Source organism: Pseudomonas sp. KH_046_1 (assembly GCF_057839025.1).
The window spans coordinates 3,916,851-3,941,420 of the sequence record NZ_CM174481.1; the positions used below are offsets into that span (position 1 = coordinate 3,916,851).

Genomic DNA, 24,570 nt, shown 5'->3' on the forward strand with positions numbered 1-24,570 from the left:
GCTCAACAAGTCCGTCATTAACGGAATTCGTAACTGTAGGAGCGAGCTTGCTCGCGATGGCCCCAAGGGCACCGCGTTAACCAGAAAGCGCGCGTAATCGTTAACGACCATCGCGAGCAAGCTCGCTCCTACAGATTTTTCGGTGCCAGGAGAGGAAGTCATGTCAGAACGAGTCCTGATCGATGGGTTTGCAAGACGCGTGGACTATCTGCGGATGTCGGTCACCGACCGCTGCGATTTCCGTTGCGTCTATTGCATGGCCGAGGACATGCAGTTTCTGCCGCGCCAACGGGTGCTGACGCTGGAAGAGATTTATCAACTGGCCGAAAGCTTCGTCGCACTGGGCACCCGCAAGATCCGCCTGACCGGTGGCGAGCCGCTGATCCGTCCGGGTGTAGTGCAACTGTGCGAGAAGATCGCCGCCCTGCCCGGCCTGCGTGAACTGTGCATGACCACCAACGGTTCGCAGCTGGCCAGACTGGCCGAGCCGTTGTTCGAGGCCGGGGTCAAGCGTCTCAACATCAGCCTCGACTGCCTGGACCCGCAACGTTTTCGCGAACTGACCCGCACCGGTGATCTGGCGCAGGTCATCAAAGGCATTGACGCGGCCAACCAGGCAGGATTTCGCAACACCAAGCTCAATTGCGTGGTGATGAAAGGCCGCAACGACCATGAGATCAATGATCTGGTGAGCTTTGCCATCGACCGTAATCTCGACATCTCCTTCATTGAGGAAATGCCGCTGGGCACCATCCACGAGCACAGCCGCGCCGAATCGTTTTTCGCAAGCAGCCAGGTCCGCGAACGCATCGCCGAACGCTACACTTTGATTGATTCCGCCGAGTCGACCCAGGGTCCGTCGCGCTACTGGCGCCTGGCCGAGGCGCCGCAGATTCGCCTGGGGTTCATCTCGCCCCACAGCCACAACTTTTGCGGCACCTGCAATCGGGTGCGCCTGACCGTGGAAGGACGTCTGCTGCTGTGCCTGGGCAATGAGCACTCGGTGGATCTCAAGGCTGTCCTGCGCAGCCACCCCGGACAGCCCGAGCGCCTGGAAAAAGCCATTATCGAGGCGATGAAACTCAAGCCTTATCGACACAACTTCGAAGTGAACGATGATGTCCAGGTTGTTCGCTTCATGAACATGACGGGCGGCTGAAACCCATGATCGTGAGACCCAAACCAAACCTGATCGGCGTTTTGACGTCCCTCAAGGGTTCGATTGCCAAACGTATCGCCTGGCGCAGCCTGATGGTAACGCTGCTCGCCTCGGCCATCGTGCTCATCGAAACCTTGCACCCCAGCTACTTTTCCAAGGTCAGCGCCACGCCTTTCACGCTGCTGGGTTTGTCGTTGTCGATCTTCATGAGCTTTCGCAACAACGCCTGCTACGACCGCTGGTATGAAGCGCGCAAGGCCTGGGGCGATGTGATCGTGGAGATCCGATCGATGATTCGCGAAACCCTGGTGATCAAGGACACTGCTGAACGCCACACGATCCTCAGCAACCTGTGCGGCTTTGCCCATGCCCTCAACGCGCGCCTGCGCCAGGAAAACGAAATGGCCGCCAGCGGTGACTGGCTGCACCCGATGCCCAAGGGCAACACCACGGACATCAGCGGGCAGATACTGATGCAGGTCGGTCAACAGTGCTCGGCACTCAACGAGTCCGGGGCGATCAACGACTGGCGCTACACGCTCATGGCCAACCACCTGGCCAGCCTGACCCATGCCCAGGCCGTCTGTGAACGGATCAAGAACACCCCGCTACCGTTCCCTTACACCCTGTTGCTGCACCGCACCATTTACCTGTTCTGCATCCTCTTGCCGTTTGCCATGGCCGAACCCCTGGGTTGGCTGACACCGATTTTCACCGCAATTGTCAGCTACACCTTTTTCGGCCTGGATGCGATTGCCGATGAGCTGGAAGACCCCTTCGGCCGCGATGAAAACGACCTGCCCACCGACGCCATCGTGCGCAACATCGAGCGTGATGTGCTGGCTGCCTTGGGTGTGACGGAACTGCCGCCACAACTGGAGCCGGTGGATTTTGTGTTGAACTGAGACTCAGGAAATACACAAAAACTGAGGGAACGAGCCTGCTCGCGAAGGCTGTGTGTTGGGCGGCGTGTTTTTTGCTGGTGTACATATCCATTTCTGCGGTAACGGCCTCTTAGGGTTCCGCCCTTATGGCGGGTTACTTGGAAAAGCGGAACGCCGCCCGGCCCCAAGTAACCAAGGGCTCTTGCCCCTGACGTTCGGCCTCACGAGGGGGCAAGAAGATCAAAAGCAAAAGCAAAAGCAAAAGCAAAAGCAAAAGCGAGACGGCCTACCGGCCGGCCTGATCACGGGGTTCGTTCGCCTGCGATGCAACTGGTCGGCTGGCAGGCCGCCATCGCGAGCAGGTCGGATCGCCGCACCGTCGCCCCCCACAGAAGAGCAAAGGCAGAGCAGCCCACACCGCGCCGCTTCTCACCACTCATCAGGCCGAGCGTTAGCTCGCCTGCAGCTTTTGATCTTGATCCACCCGCCCCCTCGGGAGGCTGAGTGGAGGTGTTCATCCGGGGACTGGCGCGCAGCGCCGTTCGACGCAGTCGAACTCATTGCATGTAGGTCGAAGCGAAGCCGACCGGAGGGCAATGCCCCCGGATGAATACCGCAGCGAAGGAACCCCGAGCCTAAGCGAGGGGCCGTACGTAAGGGGCGAGACCTTTGGTTCCTTTGGGCTGGGCCGGCACTCCGGCGTTTGCCAAAGGGACTCGCCGTAAGGGCGAAACCATAAGCCGCCATTACCGCAGCAACGGATATGTACTCAGTCAAAAAACCGTTTTTCAGAGCGGTACCACCCCCTCGACAATAATGACCTCAGCCAAAGCCACCCCTTCACGGTACCCACGCGCCTCCTGATACAACGCCGAGTGATAGCAAGCCACCGCCTGCTCATAGGAATCAAACTCGATCACCACACTGCGCTGCGGCGTCGACCGGCCTTCCATCGCCTCGCTACGCCCACCCCGCGCCAGAATCCGACCGCCATACAGAGCAAACGCCTTCGGCGCCCGCTGAGTGTATTGACTGTATTGATCGGGGTCGGTGACATCCACATGAGCAATCCAGTACGCCTTCATAGTGACCTCCCGGTTAATTTTGTATTATGGTATACCAAATTACCCATCCAACAAACACCGAGACTCCAGCATGGCCTTCAACAGCATCGAAGAAATCATCGAAGATTACCGCCTCGGCAAAATGGTCCTGCTGGTCGACGATGAAGACCGGGAAAACGAAGGCGACCTGTTGCTCGCCGCCGACTGCTGCACACCCGAGGCGATCAGCTTCATGGCCCGTGAAGCCCGGGGCCTGATCTGCCTGACCCTGACCGACGAGCACTGCAAGCGCCTGGGCCTGGAGCAGATGGTGCCGAGCAACGGCAGCGTGTTCAGCACCGCCTTCACCGTGTCCATCGAGGCCGCCGTCGGTGTCACCACCGGTATCTCCGCTGCTGATCGTGCATGCACCGTCGCCGCCGCCGTCGCCGCCAACGCCGGCCCCGCCGACATCGTGCAACCGGGCCATATCTTCCCGCTGCGCGCCCGCGAAGGCGGCGTGCTGACCCGCGCCGGCCATACCGAAGCCGGCTGCGACCTGGCGCGCCTGGCCGGCCATACCCCGGCCTCGGTGATCGTCGAAGTGATGAACGACGACGGCACCATGGCCCGCCGCCCGGACCTGGAAGTGTTCGCGCGCAAGCACGGGATCAAGATCGGCACCATCGCCGACCTGATCCACTATCGCCTGAGCACCGAACACACCATCGTGCGTATCGGTGAGCGTGACCTGCCGACCGTGCATGGCACCTTTCGTCTGATCACCTTTGAGGATCGCATCGAAGGCGGTGTCCACATGGCCATGGTCATGGGCGATCTGCGCCGCGAGCAACCGACACTGGTGCGCGTGCATGTGATCGATCCGTTGCGCGACCTGGTCGGTGCCGAGTACAGCGGGCCGACCAACTGGACCTTGTGGGCCGCCTTGCAGCGTGTCGCCGCCGAAGGCCACGGCGTGGTGGTGGTGCTGGCCAATCACGAATCCTCCCAAGCATTGCTCGAACGCGTGCCGCAATTGACCCAGCCGCCCCGGCAGTTCAGCCGTTCGCAGTCACGGATTTATTCGGAAGTGGGCACCGGTGCGCAGATCCTGCAGAACCTGGGTGTCGGCAAGCTGCGCCACCTCGGCCCGCCGCTGAAATATGCGGGCTTGACCGGGTATGACCTGGAGGTGGTGGAGAGTATTCCATTCACCGAGTGATGCCTGGTTTAGCGCATTCCCCTGTGGGAGCGGGCTTGCTCGCGAAAGCGGTGCCTCAGACAACATAAGTGTCGACTGATACTCCCCCTTCGCGAGCAAGCCCGCTCCCACAGGGGAATGCGTCGACACTGAAAAATCCACTTTCGGCTGATAGCCGGTACGGCAAAGTGCTTGCACAAAGTTTGGAATACCATAATATGATATTCCATAGACCGGACAGTCAGAGCTGACTCGACGGACCTGTTGCTCCCGATAGGCGGGCACTCGAAAGCCCCGCTCATAAACACAACAATGAGGGCGTGAAAATGGTGTTGAACAAACGTGCGACCGCGGTTCTTTTTGCGGGACTGCTGAGCGTGACCAGCCAGGCACTGATGGCGGCTGAAAGCGTCAACTTCGTGAGTTGGGGCGGCAGCACCCAGGATGCGCAAAAGCAGGCCTGGGCCGATCCGTTCAGCAAGGCCAGCGGCATCACCGTGGTGCAGGATGGTCCGACCGACTACGGCAAGCTCAAGGCCATGGTCGAGAGTGGCAACGTGCAGTGGGACGTGGTCGACGTCGAAGCCGACTTCGCCCTGCGCGCCGCCGCCGAAGGCTTGCTCGAACCCCTCGATTTCAAAGTCATTGAACGCGACAAGATCGACCCGCGCTTCGTCAGCGACCACGGTGTCGGCTCGTTCTTCTTCTCCTTCGTCCTCGGCTACAACGAAGGCAAGCTCGGTGCCAACAAGCCCCAAGACTGGTCCGCGCTGTTCGACACCAAGACCTACCCCGGCAAACGCGCCCTGTACAAATGGCCAAGCCCTGGCGTGCTGGAACTGGCGCTGCTGGCCGATGGTGTAGCGGCGGACAAGCTCTACCCGCTGGACCTGGACCGCGCGTTCAAAAAACTCGACACCATCAAGAAAGACATCGTCTGGTGGGGCGGCGGCGCGCAGTCGCAGCAGCTGCTGGCCTCCGGTGAAGCGAGCATGGGCCAGTTCTGGAACGGCCGGATTCATGCCCTGCAAGAAGACGGCGCCCCGGTCGGCGTAAGCTGGAAGCAGAACCTGGTCATGGCCGACATCCTGGTCATTCCCAAGGGTTCGAAAAACAAGGACGCGGCGATGAAGTTCCTGGCCAACGCCAGCAGTGCCAAGGGCCAGGCGGACTTCTCCAACCTGACCGCCTACGCCCCGGTCAACGTCGACAGCGTGGCACGCCTGGACTCGACGCTGGCGCCGAACCTGCCGACCGCTTACGCAAAGGATCAGATCACTCTTGATTTCGCGTACTGGGCCAAGAACGGTCCGGCCATCGCGACACGGTGGAACGAATGGCTGGTCAAATGAAAATGGCGGTAACCGCATCCCGTCCATCCACGTCAGTCGGGAGCGCCCCTGGCGCTGCCGGCAAGGCAGCTGCGATGACGCAATCGCCGAGCCTGGCCCAGCGCTGGCGTGGCGCGAGCAACCTGGTGCCCGCCCTGCTGTTTCTCGGCCTGTTCTTTCTCGCGCCGTTGATTGGCCTGCTGCTGCGCGGCGTGCTGGAACCGGTGCCGGGCCTGGGTAACTACGAACAGCTGTTCGCCAACTCGGCCTATGCGCGGGTGTTGCTCAACACTTTCTCGGTGGCCGGACTGGTGACCCTGTTCAGTCTGTTGCTGGGCTTCCCGCTGGCCTGGGCGATCACCCTGGTGCCCCGTGGCTGGGGTCGCTGGATCCTGAACATCGTGCTGCTGTCGATGTGGACCAGCCTGCTCGCCCGCACCTACTCCTGGCTTGTGTTGCTGCAAGCCTCCGGGGTGATCAACAAGGCGTTGATGGCCATGGGCATCATCGATCAACCGCTGGAGATGGTGCACAACCTCACCGGCGTGGTGATCGGCATGAGCTACATCATGATCCCGTTCATCGTGCTGCCGTTGCAGGCGACCATGCAGGCCATCGACCCGATGATCCTGCAGGCCGGCTCGATCTGCGGCGCCAGCCCCTGGACCAACTTCTTCCGGGTGTTCCTGCCGCTGTGCCGGCCGGGGCTGTTCTCCGGCGGCCTGATGGTGTTCGTGATGTCCCTCGGTTACTACGTGACCCCGGCCCTGCTGGGCGGTGCGCAAAACATGATGCTGCCCGAGTTCATCATTCAGCAGGTGCAGTCGTTCCTCAACTGGGGCCTGGCCAGCGCCGGCGCCGCGTTGCTGATCGTGATCACGCTGGTGTTGTTCTACTTCTACCTGAAGCTTCAACCGGAATCCCCGGTTGGCGCCAGCAACGCGAGGTAAGCCGTCATGCTCCTGACCCCCAATGCCATGAGCCGGCGCATGCGCTTCGGCCTGTACGCCACCACTGGGCTGATCGGTCTGTTCCTGCTGCTACCGATCGTGTTCATCGTGCTGCTGTCGTTCGGATCGTCGCAATGGCTGGTGTTCCCGCCTCCGGGCTGGACGCTGAAATGGTACGGCCAGTTCTTCTCCAATGCCGACTGGATGAACGCCGCCATGGCCAGTCTCAAGGTCGCGGTGCTGACTACGTTCTTCGCCGTCGCTTTGGGCCTGCCCACCGCGTTCGCCCTGGTGCGTGGCCGCTTCCCCGGCCGGGAAATGCTCTACGGCCTGTTCACCCTGCCGATGATCGTGCCGCTGGTGATCATCGCGGTGGCGGTGTACGCGCTGTTCCTGAAACTGGGTTACACCGGGACCATGTTCGCCTTCGTGGTCAGCCACGTCATCGTCGCGTTGCCGTTCACCATCATCTCGATCATCAATTCGCTGAAGCTGTTCGACCAGTCGATCGAGGATGCCGCTGTAATCTGCGGCGCCTCGCGCCTGCAAGCGGTGTTCAAGGTGACCTTCCCGGCGATCCGTCCGGGCATGGTGGCCGGCGCCCTCTTCGCCTTCCTTGTCTCGTGGGATGAAGTGGTGCTGAGCGTGATGATGGCCAGCCCGACCCTGCAAACCCTTCCCGTGAAAATGTGGACCACCCTGCGCCAGGACCTGACGCCCGTGATCGCCGTCGCCTCGACGCTGCTGATCGGCCTCTCGGTATTGGTCATGGTGATCGCCGCCGCTCTGCGCCGGCGCAACGAAATCAGCGCTTGAGCGCCAGGAGTACGACATGAGTGCAGTGATCAAAGATTCCGCGCAGCAAAATGACAAACCCCTGGTCAGCCTGCGTAACCTGAACAAGCACTACGGCGACTTTGCCGCCGTGGACAACATCTCGCTGGACATCAAGGACGGCGAATTCCTCACCTTCCTCGGCTCCAGCGGCTCGGGCAAAAGCACCACCCTGTCGATGCTCGCCGGCTTCGAAACCCCGAGCAGCGGCGAGATCCTGGTCAACGGCCAGTCGCTGGTCAACGTGCCGCCGCACAAACGCGACATCGGCATGGTGTTCCAGCGCTACTCGCTGTTCCCGCACCTGTCGGTACGCGACAACATCGCCTTTCCGCTGGCCATCCGCAAACTGGCCGCCGCCGAGCGCGAGCGCCGGGTCGATGCGATGCTCAAACTGGTGCAGCTTGAGCAATTTGCCCATCGCCGCCCTTCGCAACTCTCCGGTGGCCAGCAGCAACGGGTCGCCATTGCCCGGGCGCTGGTCTATGAGCCGCGCATCCTGCTGATGGACGAACCCCTCGGTGCACTGGACAAGAAACTGCGTGAAGACTTGCAGGATGAACTGCGTCAGCTGCATCGACGCCTGGGCATCACCATCGTCTACGTGACCCACGATCAGGAAGAAGCCATGCGTTTGTCCCAGCGCATCGCGATTTTCAGTCACGGCAAGATCGTCGGCCTCGGCAGTGGTTATGACCTGTACCAGAATCCGCCGAACGCCTTTGTCGCCTCGTTCCTCGGCAACTCGAACTTCCTCAAGCTCAAGGCCCAGGGTAATGCGGTGGCGACCTTCGAAGGGCAGCCACTGTCGATCCGACTCACCGCCGGCCTGCAAACCGACCAGGACGTGCTGCTGATGGTGCGTCCGGAAAAAGCCCTGGCCCTGAGCAATGAACAAGCCCTTGCCGAACCGCTGGCCGCCGGCTGGAACGAAGTCTCGGCCAAGGTCGTGGAAGTGCTGTTTCTCGGCGAAAGCCAGACCTGCAGCGTGGTCACCGCTGGCGGCACCTCGATGACGGTCAAGGCGCTGTCCGCCGCCGGCATGCCGCTCAAGGCCGGCGACCCGGTGCGGGTGCGCTGGGCCACCGCCGATGCCTGCGTCTACACCGAATGGGCCGAAAGCGACCTGAACAAGGCCGCCGGCGCTCACTGATCCATTGGCCTGCGCGCGCAGGCCACTATAATGAGTCACCCTCGGGCCACCACAACGTCGGGTTGTGGTGGCCTTTTTTCTGTCACCTGTAAGATAAATTGGACAACGGATTCCTAAAATCCCGGTTTAATGCTAAATAGTGCTCAGTATTTTTAACACCCGACCCTGTCGTGCCACACAGTGCAACGAGAATAACGATATGAAAGTCCATTTCGAGAAAAGTGAAGTGTTTGGGACCCTCCACCTGCAAGCGGCGGTGGCAACATGATCGAAGTTACCGAAGTTTCCATTGCCGAACTGCGCGCCGCGCTCGAATCCGGCCAGACCACCTCGGTTGAACTGGTCCAGGCTTATCTCGCGCGGATCGACGCCTATGACGGCCCCGAAACCCCCACCGCCCTGAACGCGGTCGTGGTGCGCAACCCCGAGGCGCTCGCCGAAGCGCAGGCGTCCGACGCCCGTCGCGCCAAGGGCCAGACGCTGGGCGCGCTGGACGGTATCCCTTACACCGCCAAGGACAGCTATCTGGTCAAGGGCCTCACCGCCGCTTCCGGCAGCCCGGCCTTCAAGGACCTGGTCGCCTATCGCGACGCGTTCACCATCGAGCGCCTGCGCGCCGCCGGGGCGATCTGCCTGGGCAAGACCAACATGCCGCCGATGGCCAACGGCGGGATGCAGCGCGGCGTCTACGGCCGCGCCGAGAGCCCGTACAACGCCGACTACCTCACCGCCCCATTCGCCTCCGGTTCGTCGAACGGCGCGGGTACTGCCACTGCCGCCAGTTTCGCCGCATTCGGTTTGGCGGAAGAAACCTGGTCGAGCGGCCGTGGACCGGCCTCGAACAATGGCTTGTGCGCCTACACGCCTTCGCGCGGCGTGATCTCGGTGCGCGGCAACTGGCCGTTGACCCCGACCATGGACGTGGTCGTGCCGTTCGCCCGGACCATGGCCGACCTGCTCGAAGTGCTCGACGTGGTAGTGGCCGATGACCCGGACACCCGTGGCGACCTGTGGCGCCTGCAACCCTGGGTGCCGATCCCGAGCTCGTCCTTGGTGCGCCCCAAATCCTACGCGGCGCTGGCCGCCAACAGCGAGGCGCTCAAAGGCAAGAAGTTCGGCATTCCACGCATGTACATCAACGCCGACCCTGAAGCCGGCACCTCCGAAGCGCCGGGCATCGGTGGCCCGACCGGCCAGCGCATCAACACCCGTCCTTCGGTGATCGGACTCTGGGAACAAGCGCGCAAGGCCCTCGAAGCCGCGGGCGCCGAAGTGCTCGAAGTGGACTTCCCACTGGTCTCCAATTGCGAGGGTGATCGCCCTGGCGCGCCGACCGTGTTCAATCGCGGCATCGTCTCCAAGGAATTTCTGCACCACGAATTGTGGGACCTGACGGCTTGGGCCTTCGATGACTTCCTGCAAGCCAACGGCGATCCGAAACTGAATCGTCTGGTCGATGTCGATGGCCCGCAGATCTTCCCTCACGACCCGGGCACCCTGCCCAACCGCGAGGGTGACCTGGTTGCCGGCATGGACGAATACGTGCGCATGGCCGAGCGTGGCATCACCCCGTGGAACCAGATCAGCACGATGCCGGACGGCCTGCGCGGACTGGAAAAGACCCGCAAGATCGATCTGGAAGACTGGATGGATCGCCTGGGCCTCGACGCGGTGCTGTTCCCGACGGTCGCCGATGTGGGGCCGGCGAATGCCGATGTCGATCCGCAATCGGCGGATATCGCCTGGAGCAACGGCGTATGGGTCGCCAACGGCAACCTCGCCATCCGCCACCTGGGCGTGCCAACGGTCACCGTGCCGATGGGCGTGATGCCGGACATCGGCATGCCGGTCGGCCTGACGTTTGCCGGTCGCGCCTATGACGACTCCTCGCTGCTGCACCTGGCATCGGCGTTCGAGTCGACCGGCAACAAACGCATGATCCCGCCGCGTACTCCGCCGCTGCGGTAAAAGATCGGGCGAACTGTAGGAGCGAGCTCGCTCGCGATGGTCGTTAACGATAACGCGTGTTTACTGGCTAAACTCTGCGCTCTTGAGTCCATCGCGAGCAAGCTCGCTCCTACAGACCCCCGGCCTCCTGCCATACATCCCGTCGACGCCAGGCATCAGGCCTGGCGTTCTATACTCAAACAGCTCACTTCCCCGTTTCATGCAATCAGTCGACACCCGTGCCATACGGCTGACGGGTCGAGGAGACGAACATGAAATATCGTTTTTTATCAGGCATTGCCATTGTCGTCGCAGCGACGGTGTTGATGCCCCAAGCCTGGGCGGATGACGCGCAGGCAGTGGCAGAAGAAGACTGCGATCATATGGGAGCTGGCAAGGTTGCTGCCGACAGCTCTGACCATATGGGCGCCAAACAGCTGGCCGCCGATGGCTCGGACCACCTCAACGCCAGCCGGCTGCCCTACTCATCCCGCGTTGGCGTGGGTTCGGATCGCGTCGCCTCCGATCTCATGTCCGGCAGCTATTCCGACCAGTTCAACGATCCGGTCAGTTTCTAGCTCCAAACGACAGCGCCCGGATGCATCAAGGATCGACCTGGGCCATCAGTTCCGAAATCGACTCAGGCCGCTTGGCATAACGCTGCGCCAGCACCGCACAGACCATCAGCTGGATCTGGTGGAACAGCATCAGCGGCAAGATCAGCAAGCCAATGGTGCTACCGGCAAACAGCACCTGCGCCATCGGCACGCCGGTCGCCAGGCTTTTCTTCGAGCCGCAGAACAGAATGGTGATGCGGTCTTCCTGATTGAAGCCAAAGGCCTTGCCCAATACAGTCGCGGCCACCAGCACCAGCGCCAGAACGATGCAGCAGACCAGCACCAGCCCGACCAGATCCAGCAACGGAATCTGCTGCCACAGGCCCTCGATCACCGCCTCGCTGAACGCGCCGTAGACCACCAGCAAAATCGAACCCTGATCGACGAACTTCAGCCAGCTCTTGTTGCGCACCACCCAGTTACCGATCCAGCGCCGCGCGATTTGCCCGGCAATGAACGGCAGCAGCAACTGCACGCTGATCTTGAGGATGGCGTCGAGGGTCGAAGAGCCTTCGCCGTGGACATTGAGCAACAGGGTCACCAGCAACGGCGTGAGGAAAATCCCGAACAGGCTCGACGCCGCCGCGCTGCAAATCGCCGCCGGGATGTTGCCCCGTGCCAGCGAAGTAAAGGCAATCGCCGACTGCACCGTGGCGGGCAGCGCGCAGAGGTAAAGCATGCCCATGTACAGGTCATTGCCGATCAGCGGCGACAGCAGCGGCTTGAGCGCCAGGCCAAGCAACGGGAACAGCACGAAGGTCAGGCTGAACACCAGTAGATGCAGGCGCCAGTGCCCGGCACCGGCAATGATCGATTCGCGGGACAGCTTGGCGCCATGCAGGAAAAACAGCAGCGCGATGGCGATGTTGGTCAGCCAGCCAAAACCGACCGCGACCTGGCCGCTGGCGGGCAGCAGGCTGGCGAGCGTCACTACGCCGATCAGGGTCAGGGTGAAGTTGTCGGGTAACAGACGGGGGCGAGTCATGGGGTTGATCATCCGGGGGTTGCCAGTACGTGAAAGCGACTCTAACGTGACTGGGAATTACCGACTAACGCCGATGAGCCAGCTGATGCCGCCTAAAGGACATGACAAGAGTGTTCGACGCAATATTCCCGGGCTGTCCAGCCTGCCACGACCGCTCTATGGCCGTACCGAATCGCTGCCCAATCGCGCCCTGACCCGGCGCCACAGCCACCCGTGGGTGCAGCTTTCCTATGCGATTGCGGGCGTGCTCGAAATACAGACCGGCGTCGGCCGTTTCGTCGCCCCGCCGGAGCGTGCGGTGTGGATTCCGGCGGGCATGCCGCACCGGGTGTTCAGCTCGCCGCGCACGGAAATGCGCAGCCTGTACATCGATTGCAGCGTTTCGACGTGGGCGCCGCCGGGCTGTCATGTGTTGGGGGTCAGCGATTTGTTGCGCGAGTTGATCCGTGCCTTCAGTCAGGTTCCGGTGGAATACGATCAGGACGGTCCGCACGGCCGGTTGGCCCAGGTGATTCTGGATCAATTGGCGGAGGCGCCACAGATCGATTTGATGCTGCCCCTGCCCCAGGACAGCCGATTGCGGCAAATCGCCCAAAGCCTGGAGTCGCACCCGGAGCAACAGACCACCCTCAGTCACTGGAGCAACCAATTCGGCGTCACCGAGAAAACCCTCAGTCGCCTGTTCCTGCGCGACACCGGCCTGACCTTTCGCGCCTGGCGCCAGCGTTTGCGCCTGCTCGGCGCCCTGACGCCACTGGAACAGGGCGAGCGAGTGACCGACGTCGCGTTGGCCTGTGGCTACGACTCGACGTCGGCGTTTATCGCTGCCTTCCGCCAGCAGTTCGGCGAAACACCGGGGGAGTTTTTTCGCTAGCCGCACACAGAACTAACTGTGGGAGCGGGCTTGCTCGCGAAAGCGCTGGATCAGTCGACACCTGCATTGACTGACACTCCGCCTTCGCGAGCAAGCCCGCTCCCACAGGGCCATGTGGTGTACACAAAATCTGTGCCCCACAGAGATCTCACTCAATTCCTCGGGGTTACTGATCGGACTTGATGCTGGTCCAGACCCGGGTACGCACCCGCTCAAGCTTTTGCGGCAATGGCTGCACGACGTACAGCGTCTTCAATGCCTCGCTGGTCGGTGTCAGGTTCGGGTTGCCGGTGATGTCCTTGTTGATCAGCGCCAGCGAGTCCTTGTTGGCATTCGGGTAACCGAGGAAGTCGCTGATCGGCGCGATGACTTTCGGGTCCAGCAGGTTGTTGAGGAATTCGTGGGCCTCGGCGACGTTCTTCGCGCTTTTCGGGATGGCGAAGGTGTCGAACCAGATCGGCGCGCCTTCTTTCGGCAGGCGCCAGTCGACGACCACGCCGTTGCCCGCCTCTTTGGCACGATTGCCGAATTGATAGAAGCTGCCGGAGTAACCGATGGCCACGCAGATATCGCCGTTGGCGATGTCGGTCATGTACTTGGCGGAGTTGAAGTAGGTGACGTAAGGGCGAACCTTGAGCATCAATGCCTTGGCTTTTTCGTAGTCATCGGGGTTCTGGCTGTTCGGGTCCAGCCCCAGGTAATGCAGGGCCAGCGGCAGGATCTCCGACGGCGAGTCGAGCATGGCAACGCCACAGGCCTTGAGCTTCTCCATGTTCTCGGGCTTGAACACCAGGTCCCAGCTGTCCACTGGCGCATTCTCGCCCAGCGCCGCCTTGACCTTGGCCGGGTTGAAGCCGATCAGCACGGTGCCGTACATGTAGGGCACGCCGTACTGGTTGCCCGGGTCGTTCTTGTCCAGCAACTTGAGCAAGGCCGGGTCCTGGTGCGACCAGTTCGGCAACCTGGACTTGTCGAGTTTCTGGAACACGCCCGCCTTGATCTGGGTTTCGATGAACTGGTTCGAGGGCACCACCAGGTCGTAGCCCGAGTTGCCGGTCAGCAGCTTGGCTTCCAGGGACTCGTTGGTGTCGAAGGTGTCCCAGGTCACCTTGATCCCGGTGTCCTTGGCGAAATCCTTGGGCACGGACGGCAGGATGTAGTCCGCCCAGTTGTACACCCGCAATTCGCGCTGTTCGGCGTGCGCCGCGCTGGTCAGCAACGACAGTCCGCAAACGGTGGCGCCCAGTATGCGTTTCATTGAGTCCATGGATCGTTTCCCCAAGTGTGGCGTGAGTTCTCTGATTCTTGCTGACGGCGTGGCCGGTTCACAGCGCGAGACAGGCCAAAAGGGGATCGAAAAGGCCAATATAACTGTCCGCTTTGATCAGCGATGTACGGCAATCAATCGCCGGTTAGTCCAAACTGCCGATGCCCGCGCAGCCTGTTTGCTGCTGATTACGCATTACACCAATAACAAGATCGCGAGGCTTCGATGCGTGCTCCACTCCTGCTTGCCCTGCCCCTGCTCGGCCTGCTCAGTGCCTGTTCCGAACCCTATGACCCACAGCCGTTGGCCAGCGCCGGACATGCCACAGCATTGATCGGCAGCGCCGCTGTCGCCCGACCGTTGAGCGGCGCCATACCCGCCAACCCCTTCATGGCCAGCAACGGCAGCAGCTACATGCATGCCGATGGTTACAGCTCCGACTCGCACCCCGGCCCCGGTCCATTGGGCGGCGACATGCAAGTGAGCAGCCGTGACGGCAGTCGCAAGCCCGGCGGCATGTGCCCGATTCATACCTTCGATCAGCAGGGTCGCCTGGTGGTGTTGTGCGCCAACCTGATGCAGTTCGAACTGCAACTGCTCGAACCACGCACTCTCGAACTGCTGGCCCGCTACCCGCTGCCGCCGCGTCCGTCGACTTTCCACGCGCTGATCACCCTGGACCCGGACAAGATCATGGCCGACACCTCCGGCGCCTATTTCTATGTCGACGAACAGAATCGTGTGGTCATCGCCGATGCCGAGCAGCACATCCAGCGCGTCGTGCATCGTCAGGATCAATCCGGTGCGTGGTCGTTCGAGGAGGTCGACAACTGGGACCTGAGCGACAAGGTTCCCCACGATTGCGTGCGGCCCACCAGCTGGTTCCCCAAAGGTGAATGCGATCCCATCACCGGGGTCATGCCCGATCACCAGGGCTTGATCTGGTGGATCACCCGACGCGGCCGCATCGGCACCCTGAACCCCGACACCGGCAAGGTCCAGGGCATCCAATTGGCCAACGAAGAAATCCAGAACGGCATGTCGGTGGCGGCCGATGGCGTCTATCTGGTGTCCGACCACGCCATGTACCGCTTCGCCGCCGATGCCGATGGCAAGCCCGTGCAAGGCTGGCGCGAAGTCTACGACCGTGGCACCGGGCGCAAGGTCGGTGCGATCAATCAGGGCAGCGGCACGACCCCGACCCTGCTCGGCGAGCGCTACGTCACCATCACCGACAACAGCGACGGGCGCATCAACCTGCTGGTCTACCGTCGCGAACAGGATTACGCCGGCAATCGCCTGATCTGCAAGTTGCCGGTGTTCGACAACAATGCCTCGGCCACCGACAACTCGGCCATCGGCTGGGGGCGCTCGATCATCCTCGAGAACAACGCCGGCTACACCAGCGCCTTCGCGCAGAAGGACTGGCCGGCCGTGCACGGCGGCATCAGCCGCATCGACATCCGCACCGATGAGTCGGGCTGCGACCGGATCTGGGAATCGAAGGAGCGTTCGCCTTCGGTGGTCCCCAAACTCTCGGTGAGCAACGGCCTGCTGTACTTCTACACCTTCGAGCCGCAGCCCGACGGCGAGAACGCCTGGTACCTGATGGCGCTGGATTTCGACAGCGGCCAGACCCGGTTCAAGGCGCTGAGCGGGGTCGGCCAGGCCTTCGACAACAACTGGTCGCCGATCACCCTGGCGCCGGATGGCACGGCCTATGTCGGGACTTTCGGTGGGTTGGTTGCGCTTTGGGACAAGGGGGTTAGTGCAACAACCGGGCAAACACACGTGAGTGCAAACGAAGGCCAACCCTGAAAATCGTTTTTTGTGGGAGCGGGCTTGCTCGCGAAGAGGCCGGCACATTCAACATCGATGTGACCAGACATACCGCCTTCGCGAGCAAGCCCGCTCCCACAGGTTTCAGTGATTGAACGCAAAATCAGCGAACCACCCAAATCATTGTGGGAGCGAGCCTGCTCGCGAAGAGGCCGGCACATTCGACATCGATGTCGCCTGACACTCCGCCTTCGCGAGCAAGCCCGCTCCCACAGGGGATGTGTGTGATTACAACAACGACAAGGTGTAATTGATGATGACCCGGTTCTGATCCACGTTGCGCCCGGCATCGGTATTGGACTTGGCGTTACGCAGTGTGAAACCCACCCCCTTGAACGTGCCCGACTGCAACACGTAGTCCAGGGTCATGTCGCGCTCCCACTCGGACTGGTCACTGGCGTTTTGCGCCTTGATGTCCGTGCCCTTCAGATACACGATCGAGGCTTTCAGGCCCGGCACGCCCAAGGGCGCGAAGTCGTAGGTGTATTGCCCGAAATTGGTCTGTTCGCCGGCCCGGGCAAAGTTCTGGATCATCTTGTCGGTGGGCAGGTAGACACTGCCGCCGCCCGCCCCCTTGTCCACCAGGCTGCCCTGGTTGGGCTGGACGAAGTTGCTGCCATCGCCCACCCGTTGATGCCCCACCGACACCGCGTGCCCACTGTGGGTGTAGGTGACCATCGCAGCCCAGGTGCTGTTGTCGATTTCACCGTCGTTGTCGTCGGTGTAGCCCGACACCCGATAACCTTGCGCGCGGCCGGAAGCAGAGCTGTTGGCACCGCTCGACGTGGTGCGGAAGTAGCGCAGGTCGGTGGTCAGTGAGCTTGCGCTGTCGATGGGCAAAATGTGCGTCAGGCCGAGGAAGTTCTGGTTGTAGAAGTCTTCCAGCTGCGCGAAGTAATACTGGGTCTTCAGGTTCCTGGTGAGGTTGTAGTCACCGCCGGCGTAGTAGAACTTGTTGCTGTCCTGCGTGCTGCCGGCGACCGACAGGCCTGTGCGGTCCGTCGAGGCGCGCCCTACCGCGTGCTCCAGCACACCGCCGGTCAACGTCAGGCCATCGATGTCGTTCGAGGTGACCTGCGCGCCGGTAAACGATTGCGGCAACACACGCGCATCGTTCGCCAGAAGGATCGGCAATTTCGGCAGCAAGGTGCCGTAGCGAAGTTCAGTCCTGGCCAGGCGCATTTTCGCCGTAGGGCCGAAGCTGCTCCAGGCGGCGGCCGCGCCGTCGCCGTCAGTGGGAATCATACCGCTGCCGACGTGGCGCCCCGCTCCGCTGTCCAGCGTGATGCCGAGCAATGCCTGGGCATCGAGCCCGAACCCCAGCGCGCCCTGCGTAAACCCGGACTCATAGCGCAACACGAACCCCTGGGCCGCCTCTTCGGTTTTCGAAGGGGCCGCGCTGCCATCGCGATTGTCACTGTTGAAGTACAGGGTGCGCATCGAGAGGCTGGCCTTGCTGTCTTCCAGAAATCCATGGCCTGCGGTATCGGCAGCCTGGGCGCACACCGAACTGGTGGCCAGCAGGACTGCGGTGGGAATCGCTCGTTTGAACATAGGGTGCTCCTGGGTGTTTCTTATCGTTATTTGAAGGTTTCACCGCCAGACAGGACCCGATTGCCGCCCACGCAACAGCGCTCAACACGGGCGCGAAAACAGGCGCGCTCGATGAGTGACATGAGTCATCGGACGTTCGAGGTGAGGGTTGACTGGTTGGCTTGTGAAACTCTTAAAACATTTCGAGAGGCTATTATCAAACGCGCTGAAAGTAGTTTTCGTTGAGGGACAAGGCTTGTCGCACAGGGGTATGGACGATCACTGTTTTTGCATATCGTGCGGCGGATTTTCATCATACTGACATCATCGGCAGTGTTCGGTAGCTGCTTGTGTGTCCCTACAAGAGCAATGACCCATGAACGATCAGCTACAGCTCTACGGCGCTAATACCGGCAACAGTCTGCGGGCAGCGATTGCTCTTGAAGAGGCCGGCATTGCTTACACGGCACGCAGGCTCGACCTGTATGCACAGGAGCATCGTGGGCCGGCCTTCCTGGCGCTTAACCCGGCCGGGAAAGTCCCGACCCTGATCGATTTCGGGAAAACGCCGGCGCTGATCATCAACCAGTCCAACGCCATCATCCAGTACGCCGATTCCAAGGCGCCTGGACGGCTGGCACCGGCGCAGCCGGGACCGGAGCGTATCCGGGTGATTGACCGCTATTTCTTTTTCGTGACCGATGTCATCGCTCCCAGCCATGCCGCATTTTTTCTGCACCAGGCGGGGCAGGACAAGGCGGCGGCGATCATCGATCTGCGGGTGATCGAGCAACTGACCTACGCGGAAAGTTTTCTGACTGCCGAGTTCATGGCTGGCGAGCAGTTCTCCATGGCCGACATTTCGGCGTTCACCATTGCCACAGCGTTCCGTGATCGACTGGACTGGAAGGAACTTGCGCAACTTTCGCGCTGGTTCGACACGGTCGAAGCCAGGCCGGCGGTACAACGCGGTCTGAATGCGTTCAAGCATTCCTGAGCGGTTGCCGAAAACAAAAATGCCCGGCGACGGGCCGGGCATTTTTCAGACGAACACCAAACCCTTTTGCCTCAGTCGGTATAGCCGAACTTCACAGAACGGCTTTCCTGCGCCTGGCTGCGCGTAGCGAGGCAGTAATACAACGGACATGTCACCACCAGCCCCACCAGCCATGACAGGTCCGCGCCGTCTACCAGATTGGCGTAGGGCCCGACATACAGCGACGTATTGGCGAACGGCAACTGCACGATGATGCCGATGAAGTAGGCGATGATCGCGTGCAGGTTGAAGCGCCCATAGATGCCGCCGTCAGCCTGGAATATCGAGGCGATGTCATAGCGACGGCGCTTGATCAGGTAAAAGTCGATCAGGTTGATCGAGGCCCACGGCACCAGCACCAGCAACAGCGCCAGAATCAGGCCGATGAACTGCGAAATGAAGTTCGCCGAAGCGCCCAGCGCCACCACACAGCAACCCGCCAGCACGATGCTCGACAACACCACGCGCACCTTGATGCTCGGCGTCCATTGGCTGGCGAAGGTCTGGATCGAGGTGATGATCGACAGCACCGCGCCATACAGATTCAAGGCGTTGTGGCTGATGATGTTGAGCAGGAACAACACCATCAGGATCGGCCCCAGCCAACCGGTGGACTGCTTGACCGCCGCCATCGCCTCGGTGCCTTCCGGGGTCGCCAGGACCGCTACGGCGCCAAAAGTGAACGACAGGATCGTGCCCAGGGTCGCCCCCAGGTAGGTGGCGAAGAATGGTCGAGTAATGCCGATGTCCACCGGCAAGTAGCGCGAGTAGTCCGACACATACGGCGAGAAGCTGATTTGCCAGATGATGCCCAGCGAGACCGTGGCCAGCCAGCCGGACAGGTTGAACGCTCCGCGAGTGAAGAAGTCCGCCGGCAAGTCATGGGCGAAGATGTAGAGGAAACCGGCGAGCAAGGCGCTGCCCATCACCCAGGTGCCGATGCGGTTGAGGGTATGGATGAAGCGGTAGCCAATCACGCCGATGGCGGTGGCGCTGAGGGCGCCGATGAGAATGCTGGCCGGCACCGGAACCGACGGCGCAATGCCGACAATCGATTTGCCCGCCAGCACGATGTTGGAAATGAAGAAACCGACGTAGATCAACGCCGCGAAGAACACGATCAGCAGCGCGCCATAGCGGCCAAACTGACCACGGCTCTGCACCATCTGCGGGATGCCCATGCACGGCCCCTGGGCCGACGCCAGCGCAATCACCACGCCGCCGACCATGTGCCCGAGGGCAATCGCCAGCAGGCCCCAGAACAGATTGAGGTGGAACACCTGGACCACCATGGCGCCGGTGACGATGGGCAGTGGCGCAATGTTGGTGCTGAACCACAGGGTGAAAAGATCGCGGGCCTTCCCGTGGCGCTCTGCGAGTGGAACGTAGTCGACCGTATGGTTCTCGATCAACGGATCTTGCCGGGACATCTGGGACATGTGCATGAACTCGAGTTTGTCTGTTCTTATCTTTGTATGAAGCCAAACCGGGGGGACTCTCTGGCCGCCCCTCAGATGCAAACCATATTATGGTATTCCAAACTTTAAACAAGACTGATCTGGTCTTTGAACAAGCATCTGAGCCGGCATCCTGCCTGATTCACGTCAGCGCTGGCTAGCTGAAAGCCCCGCAATCATTGGGTTTCCGACGGAATTTGTACGTTTATCGGTTCACCTAAAAAGACCTTGCAATAGATGTATTACGGTATACCATCAGACCTACAAATACATAAAAACGCGTCACACCACCCGAGGACCGTCCAATGATCGATGCCGCCATCTACAAACAAGTCATGGGTTCGTTCCCGTCCGGAGTGACCGTGATCACCACCCTGGATGACGACGGGCAAATCGTCGGCCTGACCGCCAGCGCCTTCAGCTCGCTGTCGATGGACCCGGCCCTGGTGCTGTTCTGCCCCAACTACAGCTCCGATTCCTACCCGGTCCTGATCAAGAACAAACGTTTTGCCATCCACGTGCTGTCCGGCGGCCAGCAAAACGAAGCCTATGCCTTCGCGCGCAAGGGCAAGGACAAGGCCCAGGGGATCGAGTGGACGCTGAGCGAGCTGGGCAACCCGATTCTGGCCAACGCCACGGCGGTCATCGAATGTGAACTGTGGCGCGAATATGAAGGCGGTGACCACGCCATCATGGTCGGCGCGGTGAAAAACCTGATCGTGCCACAGCAGAACAGCGGGCCACTGGTGTACTGCCACGGCAAGATGGGCGCCCTGCCCGTTCTGGCCTGATCTCCGGTATTGCTCCCACAGGTTGCTCACTGACCAGAGAGAAACATTTGCACAGGTTTCGTATTATGGTATACCAACTAACAACAGGCCCGCGATCGACCGGCCGACAACAATAGATCCGAGGTAAGCGTCATGAAGTTTTCCCTGTTCGTACACATGGAACGTTGGGACGAAAGCGTCAGCCACCGTCAGTTGTTCGAAGAACTGACCGAACTGACCCTGATGGCCGAAGCCGGTGGTTTCAGCACCGTGTGGATCGGCGAACACCACTCCATGGAGTACACCATCTCGCCAAGCCCGATGCCGCTGCTGGCTTATCTGGCGGGCAAGACCACCACCATCCACCTCGGCGCCGGCACCATCATCGCGCCGTTCTGGCATCCGCTGCGGGTGGCCGGTGAATGCGCGTTACTCGACGTGATCAGCAACGGACGCATGGAAGTCGGCCTGGCCCGTGGTGCCTACCAGATCGAGTTCGACCGCATGGCCGGCGGCATGCCGGCGTCCTCCGGCGGCCAGGCGTTGCGGGAAATGGTGCCGGTGGTGCGGGCATTGTGGAACGGCGACTACGCCCATGACGGCGACATCTGGAAATTCCCGACGTCCACCAGCGTGCCCAAGCCGATCCAGCAACCGAACCCGCCGATGTGGATCGCCGCCCGCGACCCGGACTCGCACAACTTCGCCGTGGCCAACGGCTGCAACGTCATGGTCACGCCGCTGATGAAAGGCGACGAGGAAGTCCTCGACCTGAAGAACAAATTCCAGGCCGCGCTGGATAACAACCCGGGCGTGCCGCGCCCGCAACTGATGGTGCTGCGTCACACCCACGTGCACACCGCCGACGATCCGCAGGGTTGGGAAGTCGGGGCCAAGGCGATCTCGAAGTTCTACCGCACCTTCGATGCCTGGTTCGGCAACAAAACCACCCCGGTCAACGGCTTCCTCGCGCCGAGCCCGGAAGAGAAATTCGCCGGTCGCCCTGAGTTCGAACTGGAAAGCCTGCACAAGACCGCCATGATCGGCACCCCGGAAGAAATCATTCCGCGCATCAAGTACTACCAGGAACTGGGGGTCGACGAATTCAGCTTCTGGTGCGATAACAGCCTGCCCCATGCGGAGAAGAAAAAATCCCTGGAGCTGTTCATCAAGCACGTGGTGCCAGCGTTCCGGTAGGAGCGAGCTCGCTCGCGATGGACGCCAACGATAACGCGCGCCATCTGAATGACCGCGTTGCCCAGAAGTTTTTCGCGAGCAAGCTCGCTCCTACAGGGGTCGATTCCAATGATGACTGGTCGTCTCCCACCACTCGCCCTTCCCTCCGGCGCCGCGCGGGCTTACCTGCGCGGTGAATGGACCGCTTCGCACCTGCATTTCAAGCGCCTGCGCGCCAGCGTTTCGGCCAAGCAGAACGGCTTCTGGCAAATAGTTCACTGAGCCCACCCGAACAGCCAATCACGCACCCCGCGTCCCGCCATTGCATGGCGCGTACGGTGCATCGTGTTTCGCCTTTGATCAGGTTTGCCCAATGAACAATAACAACGCGCTGTTGATCATCGACATGCAGCAGGAGGACGGCTTCGTCCTGGAAAACTTCGACAGGGTGGTCGCCCATACCGCCGCCCTGCTCGATACCGTCCGCCGTCAGCGGATGCCTGTCATCTATACCCGCCACATCAATCAGGCCGACGGCAGTGACCTGCCCCACGGCGAACCACTGGCCGCCGACGGTGGCCCCGGCAGTTACCGCGCCGGCACCCGGCAAGTGGAAATCATCGAGTCGCTGACGCCACAGCCCGGTGAATTGATCATCGACAAGGGCCGTTACAGTGCCTTTCACCGCACCGACCTCGACGCCCGACTCAGGGCAATGGAGGTCGACACGCTGATCGTCTGTGGCGTGTTGACCGACGTCTGCGTGCTGACCAGCGTGTTCGATGCCTTCGCCCTGGGCTATTGCGTGCGTCTGGTCAGCGATGCCTGCACCACGACCACCGAGGCCGGGCATTACTCGGCCCTGCTGATCATGGCCAACTGGGTCTACTCGCTGGAAATCCTCACCACGACCGAGTGCCGGCGCGCCCTGCAACAACTCGATTACATCAGCCTGATCCCCGAGCGGCCGGACCTGTTCGCCCACCAGCCCCATGAGCTGCAAAGCACCATCGCCCGTCTGCAATCCCGTCTCGCCCGGACTCAGGAGTGATCGCCATGCAAGTCGAAAAAAGAAGCATCGATTTCATCCCCGAGACCGAACGTCACGGCAAGCCGGGCTCGCTGTTCTACATCTGGTTCGGCGCCAACATGAACATCACCACCATCGCCTCCGGCGTATTGCCGGTGGTGATGGGGCTCAACCTGTTCTGGAGTGCGCTGGCGATCATCATCGGCTCGTTGCTGGGGGCGATTTTCATGGCCTCCCACTCGGCCCAGGGACCGAAGCTGGGCATTCCGCAAATGATCCAGAGCCGGGCGCAATTCGGCGTGTTGGGGGCGGTGTTGCCACTGCTGTTCGTGATGCTGATTTACCTGGGCTTCTTCGTCAGCAACACCTTGCTCGCGGCCCAGGCGCTGGAGTCCGTCAGCCCGCTGCCGATGTCCGGCAATATCTACCTGATTGGCGCGTTGTGCTTCGTCGTCGCGCTCTATGGCTATCGATTGATTCACCGCTTGCAGAAGCTGCTGTCGATACTGTCGCTGGTGGTGTTCGCCGCCGCCACGGTGCTCGCCTTGCAGTTGCCGATCCCGGCCGAACAATGGCTGCCAACCGGCTTCTCGTTATCGAAGTTCCTGGTGGCGGTGAGCATCGCCGTGACCTGGCAACTGTCCTACGCGCCTTACGTCGCCGACTATTCGCGCTACTTGCCGAGCAGCACACCGACCGCACAGGTGTTCTGGTACAGCTACGCCGGCACGGTCAGCGGTGGCGCGTGGATGATGATTCTCGGGGCGATCCTGAGCGTCGGCATCGGCGACTTCTCCAGCAACGTCGGCAGGCATGTCGCCGGTCTGTTCGGCGCTGGCGCGGTGCTGCTGTTCGCCTTCATCGTCTACGGCCAGGTGTCGATCAACGTGTTCAACCTGTACGGCGCGTTCATGTCGACCATCACCGTGATCGAACCTTTCGCCCGACTCAAGGTGACCCCGCGGGTGCGCGGTGTGTTTATGCTGCTGATCAGCCTGGTGGCCACGGCCCTGTGCACCATCAGTCAGGACGACTTCATCACCTTCTTCCTCAACTTCATCTTCTTCATGAGCTACTTCCTGATCCCGTGGACGGCGATCAATCTGGTGGACTACTACTGCCTGCGCAAAGGCCAGTACCGGATTGACGACATCTTCGACCTGAACGGGATCTACGGGCGCATCAACCGGATTGCCTGCGGCAGTTTCCTGCTGGCGATTGCCCTGGAAATTCCGTTCATGAACACCACGCTGTACGTCGGCCCGGTGGCTACGGCGCTGGATGGGGTGGATCTGGCGTGGATCGTCGGGTTGCTGGTGCCGGCGTTGAGTTATTACTGGCTGATGAGGCTCGGCAAGCGAGCGCCGATGATGGAGTCAGCGGCCGACTAAATTTCAGGCAAAAAAAATCCCAGGCAGCTGATGGACGCCTGGGATTTAAAAATGCATAAACCGTGGTGGTGAACGCGGCGCGGATATTACGGA

Annotated in this window: 22 protein-coding genes; 17 read left to right on the forward strand and 5 right to left on the reverse strand. The window is 61.3% G+C overall.

The annotated features are described in order from the left end of the window. Positions 1–160 precede the first annotated feature (160 nt). Both moaA and AC3IT9_RS17995 read left to right on the forward strand, forming a co-directional pair. Positions 161–1,159 carry a GTP 3',8-cyclase MoaA gene (gene moaA / locus AC3IT9_RS17990; RefSeq protein ID WP_489270573.1) on the forward strand — a complete coding sequence of 333 codons (999 nt, stop codon included), beginning with the start codon at positions 161–163 and terminating at the stop codon, positions 1,157–1,159. Between the two features lie 5 nt (positions 1,160–1,164). Next, entirely contained in the window at positions 1,165–2,064 is a 900-nt protein-coding gene (locus AC3IT9_RS17995) for a bestrophin family protein (protein ID WP_489270574.1), read from the forward strand. A gap of 767 nt (positions 2,065–2,831) precedes the next feature. On the opposite strand, the gene AC3IT9_RS18000 is transcribed toward AC3IT9_RS17995, so the two are convergent. Then, entirely contained in the window at positions 2,832–3,128 is a 297-nt protein-coding gene (locus tag AC3IT9_RS18000) for a DUF1330 domain-containing protein (protein ID WP_489270575.1), read from the reverse strand. A 70-nt stretch (positions 3,129–3,198) separates the two neighbouring features. On the opposite strand from AC3IT9_RS18000, the gene ribBA reads away from it, so the two are divergent. The 7 genes from ribBA (at position 3,199) to AC3IT9_RS18035 (ending at position 11,080) form a co-directional block, all read left to right on the forward strand. Continuing rightward, complete coding sequence (gene ribBA / locus AC3IT9_RS18005; RefSeq protein WP_150754589.1) at positions 3,199–4,308, forward strand: bifunctional 3,4-dihydroxy-2-butanone-4-phosphate synthase/GTP cyclohydrolase II; 1,110 nt, start codon at positions 3,199–3,201, stop codon at positions 4,306–4,308. A gap of 305 nt (positions 4,309–4,613) precedes the next feature. Next, on the forward strand, positions 4,614–5,639 hold the full coding sequence (locus AC3IT9_RS18010) for an ABC transporter substrate-binding protein (RefSeq protein ID WP_150754588.1): 1,026 nt from the start codon (positions 4,614–4,616) through the stop codon (positions 5,637–5,639). Next, the gene (locus tag AC3IT9_RS18015) at positions 5,636–6,568 is read left to right on the forward strand and encodes an ABC transporter permease (RefSeq protein WP_150754714.1); all 933 of its coding nucleotides are present in this window, start codon (positions 5,636–5,638) and stop codon (positions 6,566–6,568) included. The genes AC3IT9_RS18010 and AC3IT9_RS18015 overlap by 4 nt, the downstream gene beginning before the upstream one ends. Before the next feature lie 6 nt (positions 6,569–6,574). After that, a complete protein-coding gene (locus tag AC3IT9_RS18020) occupies positions 6,575–7,384 on the forward strand; it encodes an ABC transporter permease (RefSeq protein WP_007976227.1) in 810 nt (269 codons plus the stop codon). Positions 7,385–7,400: 16 nt separating this feature from the next. Further along, positions 7,401–8,555, forward strand: coding sequence for an ABC transporter ATP-binding protein (locus tag AC3IT9_RS18025; RefSeq protein ID WP_489270576.1), 1,155 nt, complete (start codon positions 7,401–7,403; stop codon positions 8,553–8,555). Positions 8,556–8,819: 264 nt separating this feature from the next. Then, positions 8,820–10,523, forward strand: a complete 1,704-nt coding sequence (locus AC3IT9_RS18030; protein WP_489270577.1) for an amidase — start codon at positions 8,820–8,822, stop codon at positions 10,521–10,523. A 251-nt stretch (positions 10,524–10,774) separates the two neighbouring features. Continuing rightward, positions 10,775–11,080, forward strand: coding sequence for a hypothetical protein (locus tag AC3IT9_RS18035; protein ID WP_489270578.1), 306 nt, complete (start codon positions 10,775–10,777; stop codon positions 11,078–11,080). A 25-nt stretch (positions 11,081–11,105) separates the two neighbouring features. Here the strand turns inward: AC3IT9_RS18035 and AC3IT9_RS18040 are convergent, their stop codons facing one another. After that, the gene (locus AC3IT9_RS18040; RefSeq protein ID WP_489270579.1) at positions 11,106–12,104 is read right to left on the reverse strand and encodes a bile acid:sodium symporter family protein; all 999 of its coding nucleotides are present in this window, start codon (positions 12,102–12,104) and stop codon (positions 11,106–11,108) included. An 85-nt stretch (positions 12,105–12,189) separates the two neighbouring features. Between AC3IT9_RS18040 and AC3IT9_RS18045 the strand changes: the two genes are divergently transcribed. Next, a complete protein-coding gene (locus AC3IT9_RS18045) occupies positions 12,190–12,978 on the forward strand; it encodes an AraC family transcriptional regulator (RefSeq protein ID WP_489270581.1) in 789 nt (262 codons plus the stop codon). A 166-nt stretch (positions 12,979–13,144) separates the two neighbouring features. Here the strand turns inward: AC3IT9_RS18045 and AC3IT9_RS18050 are convergent, their stop codons facing one another. Then, positions 13,145–14,245, reverse strand: coding sequence for a polyamine ABC transporter substrate-binding protein (locus AC3IT9_RS18050; RefSeq protein WP_489270582.1), 1,101 nt, complete (start codon positions 14,243–14,245; stop codon positions 13,145–13,147). A 225-nt stretch (positions 14,246–14,470) separates the two neighbouring features. Here AC3IT9_RS18050 and AC3IT9_RS18055 point away from each other — a divergent pair, with 225 nt between their 5' ends. Continuing rightward, positions 14,471–16,063, forward strand: a complete 1,593-nt coding sequence (locus AC3IT9_RS18055) for a PQQ-binding-like beta-propeller repeat protein (protein WP_489270583.1) — start codon at positions 14,471–14,473, stop codon at positions 16,061–16,063. 249 nt (positions 16,064–16,312) lie between these two features. Here AC3IT9_RS18055 and AC3IT9_RS18060 read toward each other — a convergent pair whose 3' ends face one another. Continuing rightward, positions 16,313–17,638: an OprD family porin gene (locus AC3IT9_RS18060; RefSeq protein WP_489270585.1), complete on the reverse strand. Its 1,326-nt coding sequence runs from the start codon at positions 17,636–17,638 to the stop codon at positions 16,313–16,315. A gap of 355 nt (positions 17,639–17,993) precedes the next feature. On the opposite strand from AC3IT9_RS18060, the gene AC3IT9_RS18065 reads away from it, so the two are divergent. Then, positions 17,994–18,614 (forward strand): glutathione S-transferase family protein, encoded by a 621-nt coding sequence (locus AC3IT9_RS18065; RefSeq protein ID WP_489270586.1) that lies wholly within the window; start codon positions 17,994–17,996, stop codon positions 18,612–18,614. 71 nt (positions 18,615–18,685) lie between these two features. Here AC3IT9_RS18065 and AC3IT9_RS18070 read toward each other — a convergent pair whose 3' ends face one another. Further along, complete coding sequence (locus AC3IT9_RS18070; protein WP_489270587.1) at positions 18,686–20,092, reverse strand: purine-cytosine permease family protein; 1,407 nt, start codon at positions 20,090–20,092, stop codon at positions 18,686–18,688. A 323-nt stretch (positions 20,093–20,415) separates the two neighbouring features. Here AC3IT9_RS18070 and AC3IT9_RS18075 point away from each other — a divergent pair, with 323 nt between their 5' ends. The 5 genes from AC3IT9_RS18075 (at position 20,416) to AC3IT9_RS18095 (ending at position 24,477) form a co-directional block, all read left to right on the forward strand. Beyond that, the gene (locus AC3IT9_RS18075; RefSeq protein WP_489270588.1) at positions 20,416–20,901 is read left to right on the forward strand and encodes a flavin reductase family protein; all 486 of its coding nucleotides are present in this window, start codon (positions 20,416–20,418) and stop codon (positions 20,899–20,901) included. Between the two features lie 132 nt (positions 20,902–21,033). After that, a complete protein-coding gene (locus AC3IT9_RS18080) occupies positions 21,034–22,077 on the forward strand; it encodes an LLM class flavin-dependent oxidoreductase (protein WP_489270590.1) in 1,044 nt (347 codons plus the stop codon). 111 nt (positions 22,078–22,188) lie between these two features. Continuing rightward, positions 22,189–22,338 (forward strand): hypothetical protein, encoded by a 150-nt coding sequence (locus AC3IT9_RS18085; protein WP_477753882.1) that lies wholly within the window; start codon positions 22,189–22,191, stop codon positions 22,336–22,338. Positions 22,339–22,429: 91 nt separating this feature from the next. Next, a complete protein-coding gene (locus AC3IT9_RS18090) occupies positions 22,430–23,107 on the forward strand; it encodes a cysteine hydrolase family protein (protein ID WP_489270591.1) in 678 nt (225 codons plus the stop codon). Positions 23,108–23,112: 5 nt separating this feature from the next. After that, on the forward strand, positions 23,113–24,477 hold the full coding sequence (locus tag AC3IT9_RS18095) for a purine-cytosine permease family protein (RefSeq protein WP_489270592.1): 1,365 nt from the start codon (positions 23,113–23,115) through the stop codon (positions 24,475–24,477). Positions 24,478–24,570: the final 93 nt, after the last annotated feature.

Bases quoted from the DNA above. Each gene is read 5' to 3' on its own strand.
- AC3IT9_RS17995 (WP_489270574.1), top strand. From the start codon at position 1,165: ATGATCGTGAGACCCAAACCAAACCTGATCGGCGTTTTGACGTCCCTC.
- AC3IT9_RS18075 (WP_489270588.1), top strand. From the start codon at position 20,416: ATGATCGATGCCGCCATCTACAAACAAGTCATGGGTTCGTTCCCGTCC.
- AC3IT9_RS18080 (WP_489270590.1), top strand. From the start codon at position 21,034: ATGAAGTTTTCCCTGTTCGTACACATGGAACGTTGGGACGAAAGCGTC.
- AC3IT9_RS18015 (WP_150754714.1), top strand. From the start codon at position 5,636: ATGAAAATGGCGGTAACCGCATCCCGTCCATCCACGTCAGTCGGGAGC.
- AC3IT9_RS18065 (WP_489270586.1), top strand. From the start codon at position 17,994: ATGAACGATCAGCTACAGCTCTACGGCGCTAATACCGGCAACAGTCTG.
- AC3IT9_RS18060 (WP_489270585.1), bottom strand. From the start codon at position 17,638: ATGTTCAAACGAGCGATTCCCACCGCAGTCCTGCTGGCCACCAGTTCG.
- AC3IT9_RS18085 (WP_477753882.1), top strand. From the start codon at position 22,189: ATGACTGGTCGTCTCCCACCACTCGCCCTTCCCTCCGGCGCCGCGCGG.
- AC3IT9_RS18045 (WP_489270581.1), top strand. From the start codon at position 12,190: ATGCCGCCTAAAGGACATGACAAGAGTGTTCGACGCAATATTCCCGGG.
- AC3IT9_RS18055 (WP_489270583.1), top strand. From the start codon at position 14,471: ATGCGTGCTCCACTCCTGCTTGCCCTGCCCCTGCTCGGCCTGCTCAGT.
- AC3IT9_RS18090 (WP_489270591.1), top strand. From the start codon at position 22,430: ATGAACAATAACAACGCGCTGTTGATCATCGACATGCAGCAGGAGGAC.
- AC3IT9_RS18070 (WP_489270587.1), bottom strand. From the start codon at position 20,092: ATGTCCCAGATGTCCCGGCAAGATCCGTTGATCGAGAACCATACGGTC.
- AC3IT9_RS18040 (WP_489270579.1), bottom strand. From the start codon at position 12,104: ATGACTCGCCCCCGTCTGTTACCCGACAACTTCACCCTGACCCTGATC.
- AC3IT9_RS18010 (WP_150754588.1), top strand. From the start codon at position 4,614: ATGGTGTTGAACAAACGTGCGACCGCGGTTCTTTTTGCGGGACTGCTG.
- AC3IT9_RS18095 (WP_489270592.1), top strand. From the start codon at position 23,113: ATGCAAGTCGAAAAAAGAAGCATCGATTTCATCCCCGAGACCGAACGT.
- moaA (WP_489270573.1), top strand. From the start codon at position 161: ATGTCAGAACGAGTCCTGATCGATGGGTTTGCAAGACGCGTGGACTAT.
- AC3IT9_RS18025 (WP_489270576.1), top strand. From the start codon at position 7,401: ATGAGTGCAGTGATCAAAGATTCCGCGCAGCAAAATGACAAACCCCTG.
- AC3IT9_RS18020 (WP_007976227.1), top strand. From the start codon at position 6,575: ATGCTCCTGACCCCCAATGCCATGAGCCGGCGCATGCGCTTCGGCCTG.
- AC3IT9_RS18000 (WP_489270575.1), bottom strand. From the start codon at position 3,128: ATGAAGGCGTACTGGATTGCTCATGTGGATGTCACCGACCCCGATCAA.
- AC3IT9_RS18030 (WP_489270577.1), top strand. From the start codon at position 8,820: ATGATCGAAGTTACCGAAGTTTCCATTGCCGAACTGCGCGCCGCGCTC.
- AC3IT9_RS18035 (WP_489270578.1), top strand. From the start codon at position 10,775: ATGAAATATCGTTTTTTATCAGGCATTGCCATTGTCGTCGCAGCGACG.
- AC3IT9_RS18050 (WP_489270582.1), bottom strand. From the start codon at position 14,245: ATGGACTCAATGAAACGCATACTGGGCGCCACCGTTTGCGGACTGTCG.
- ribBA (WP_150754589.1), top strand. From the start codon at position 3,199: ATGGCCTTCAACAGCATCGAAGAAATCATCGAAGATTACCGCCTCGGC.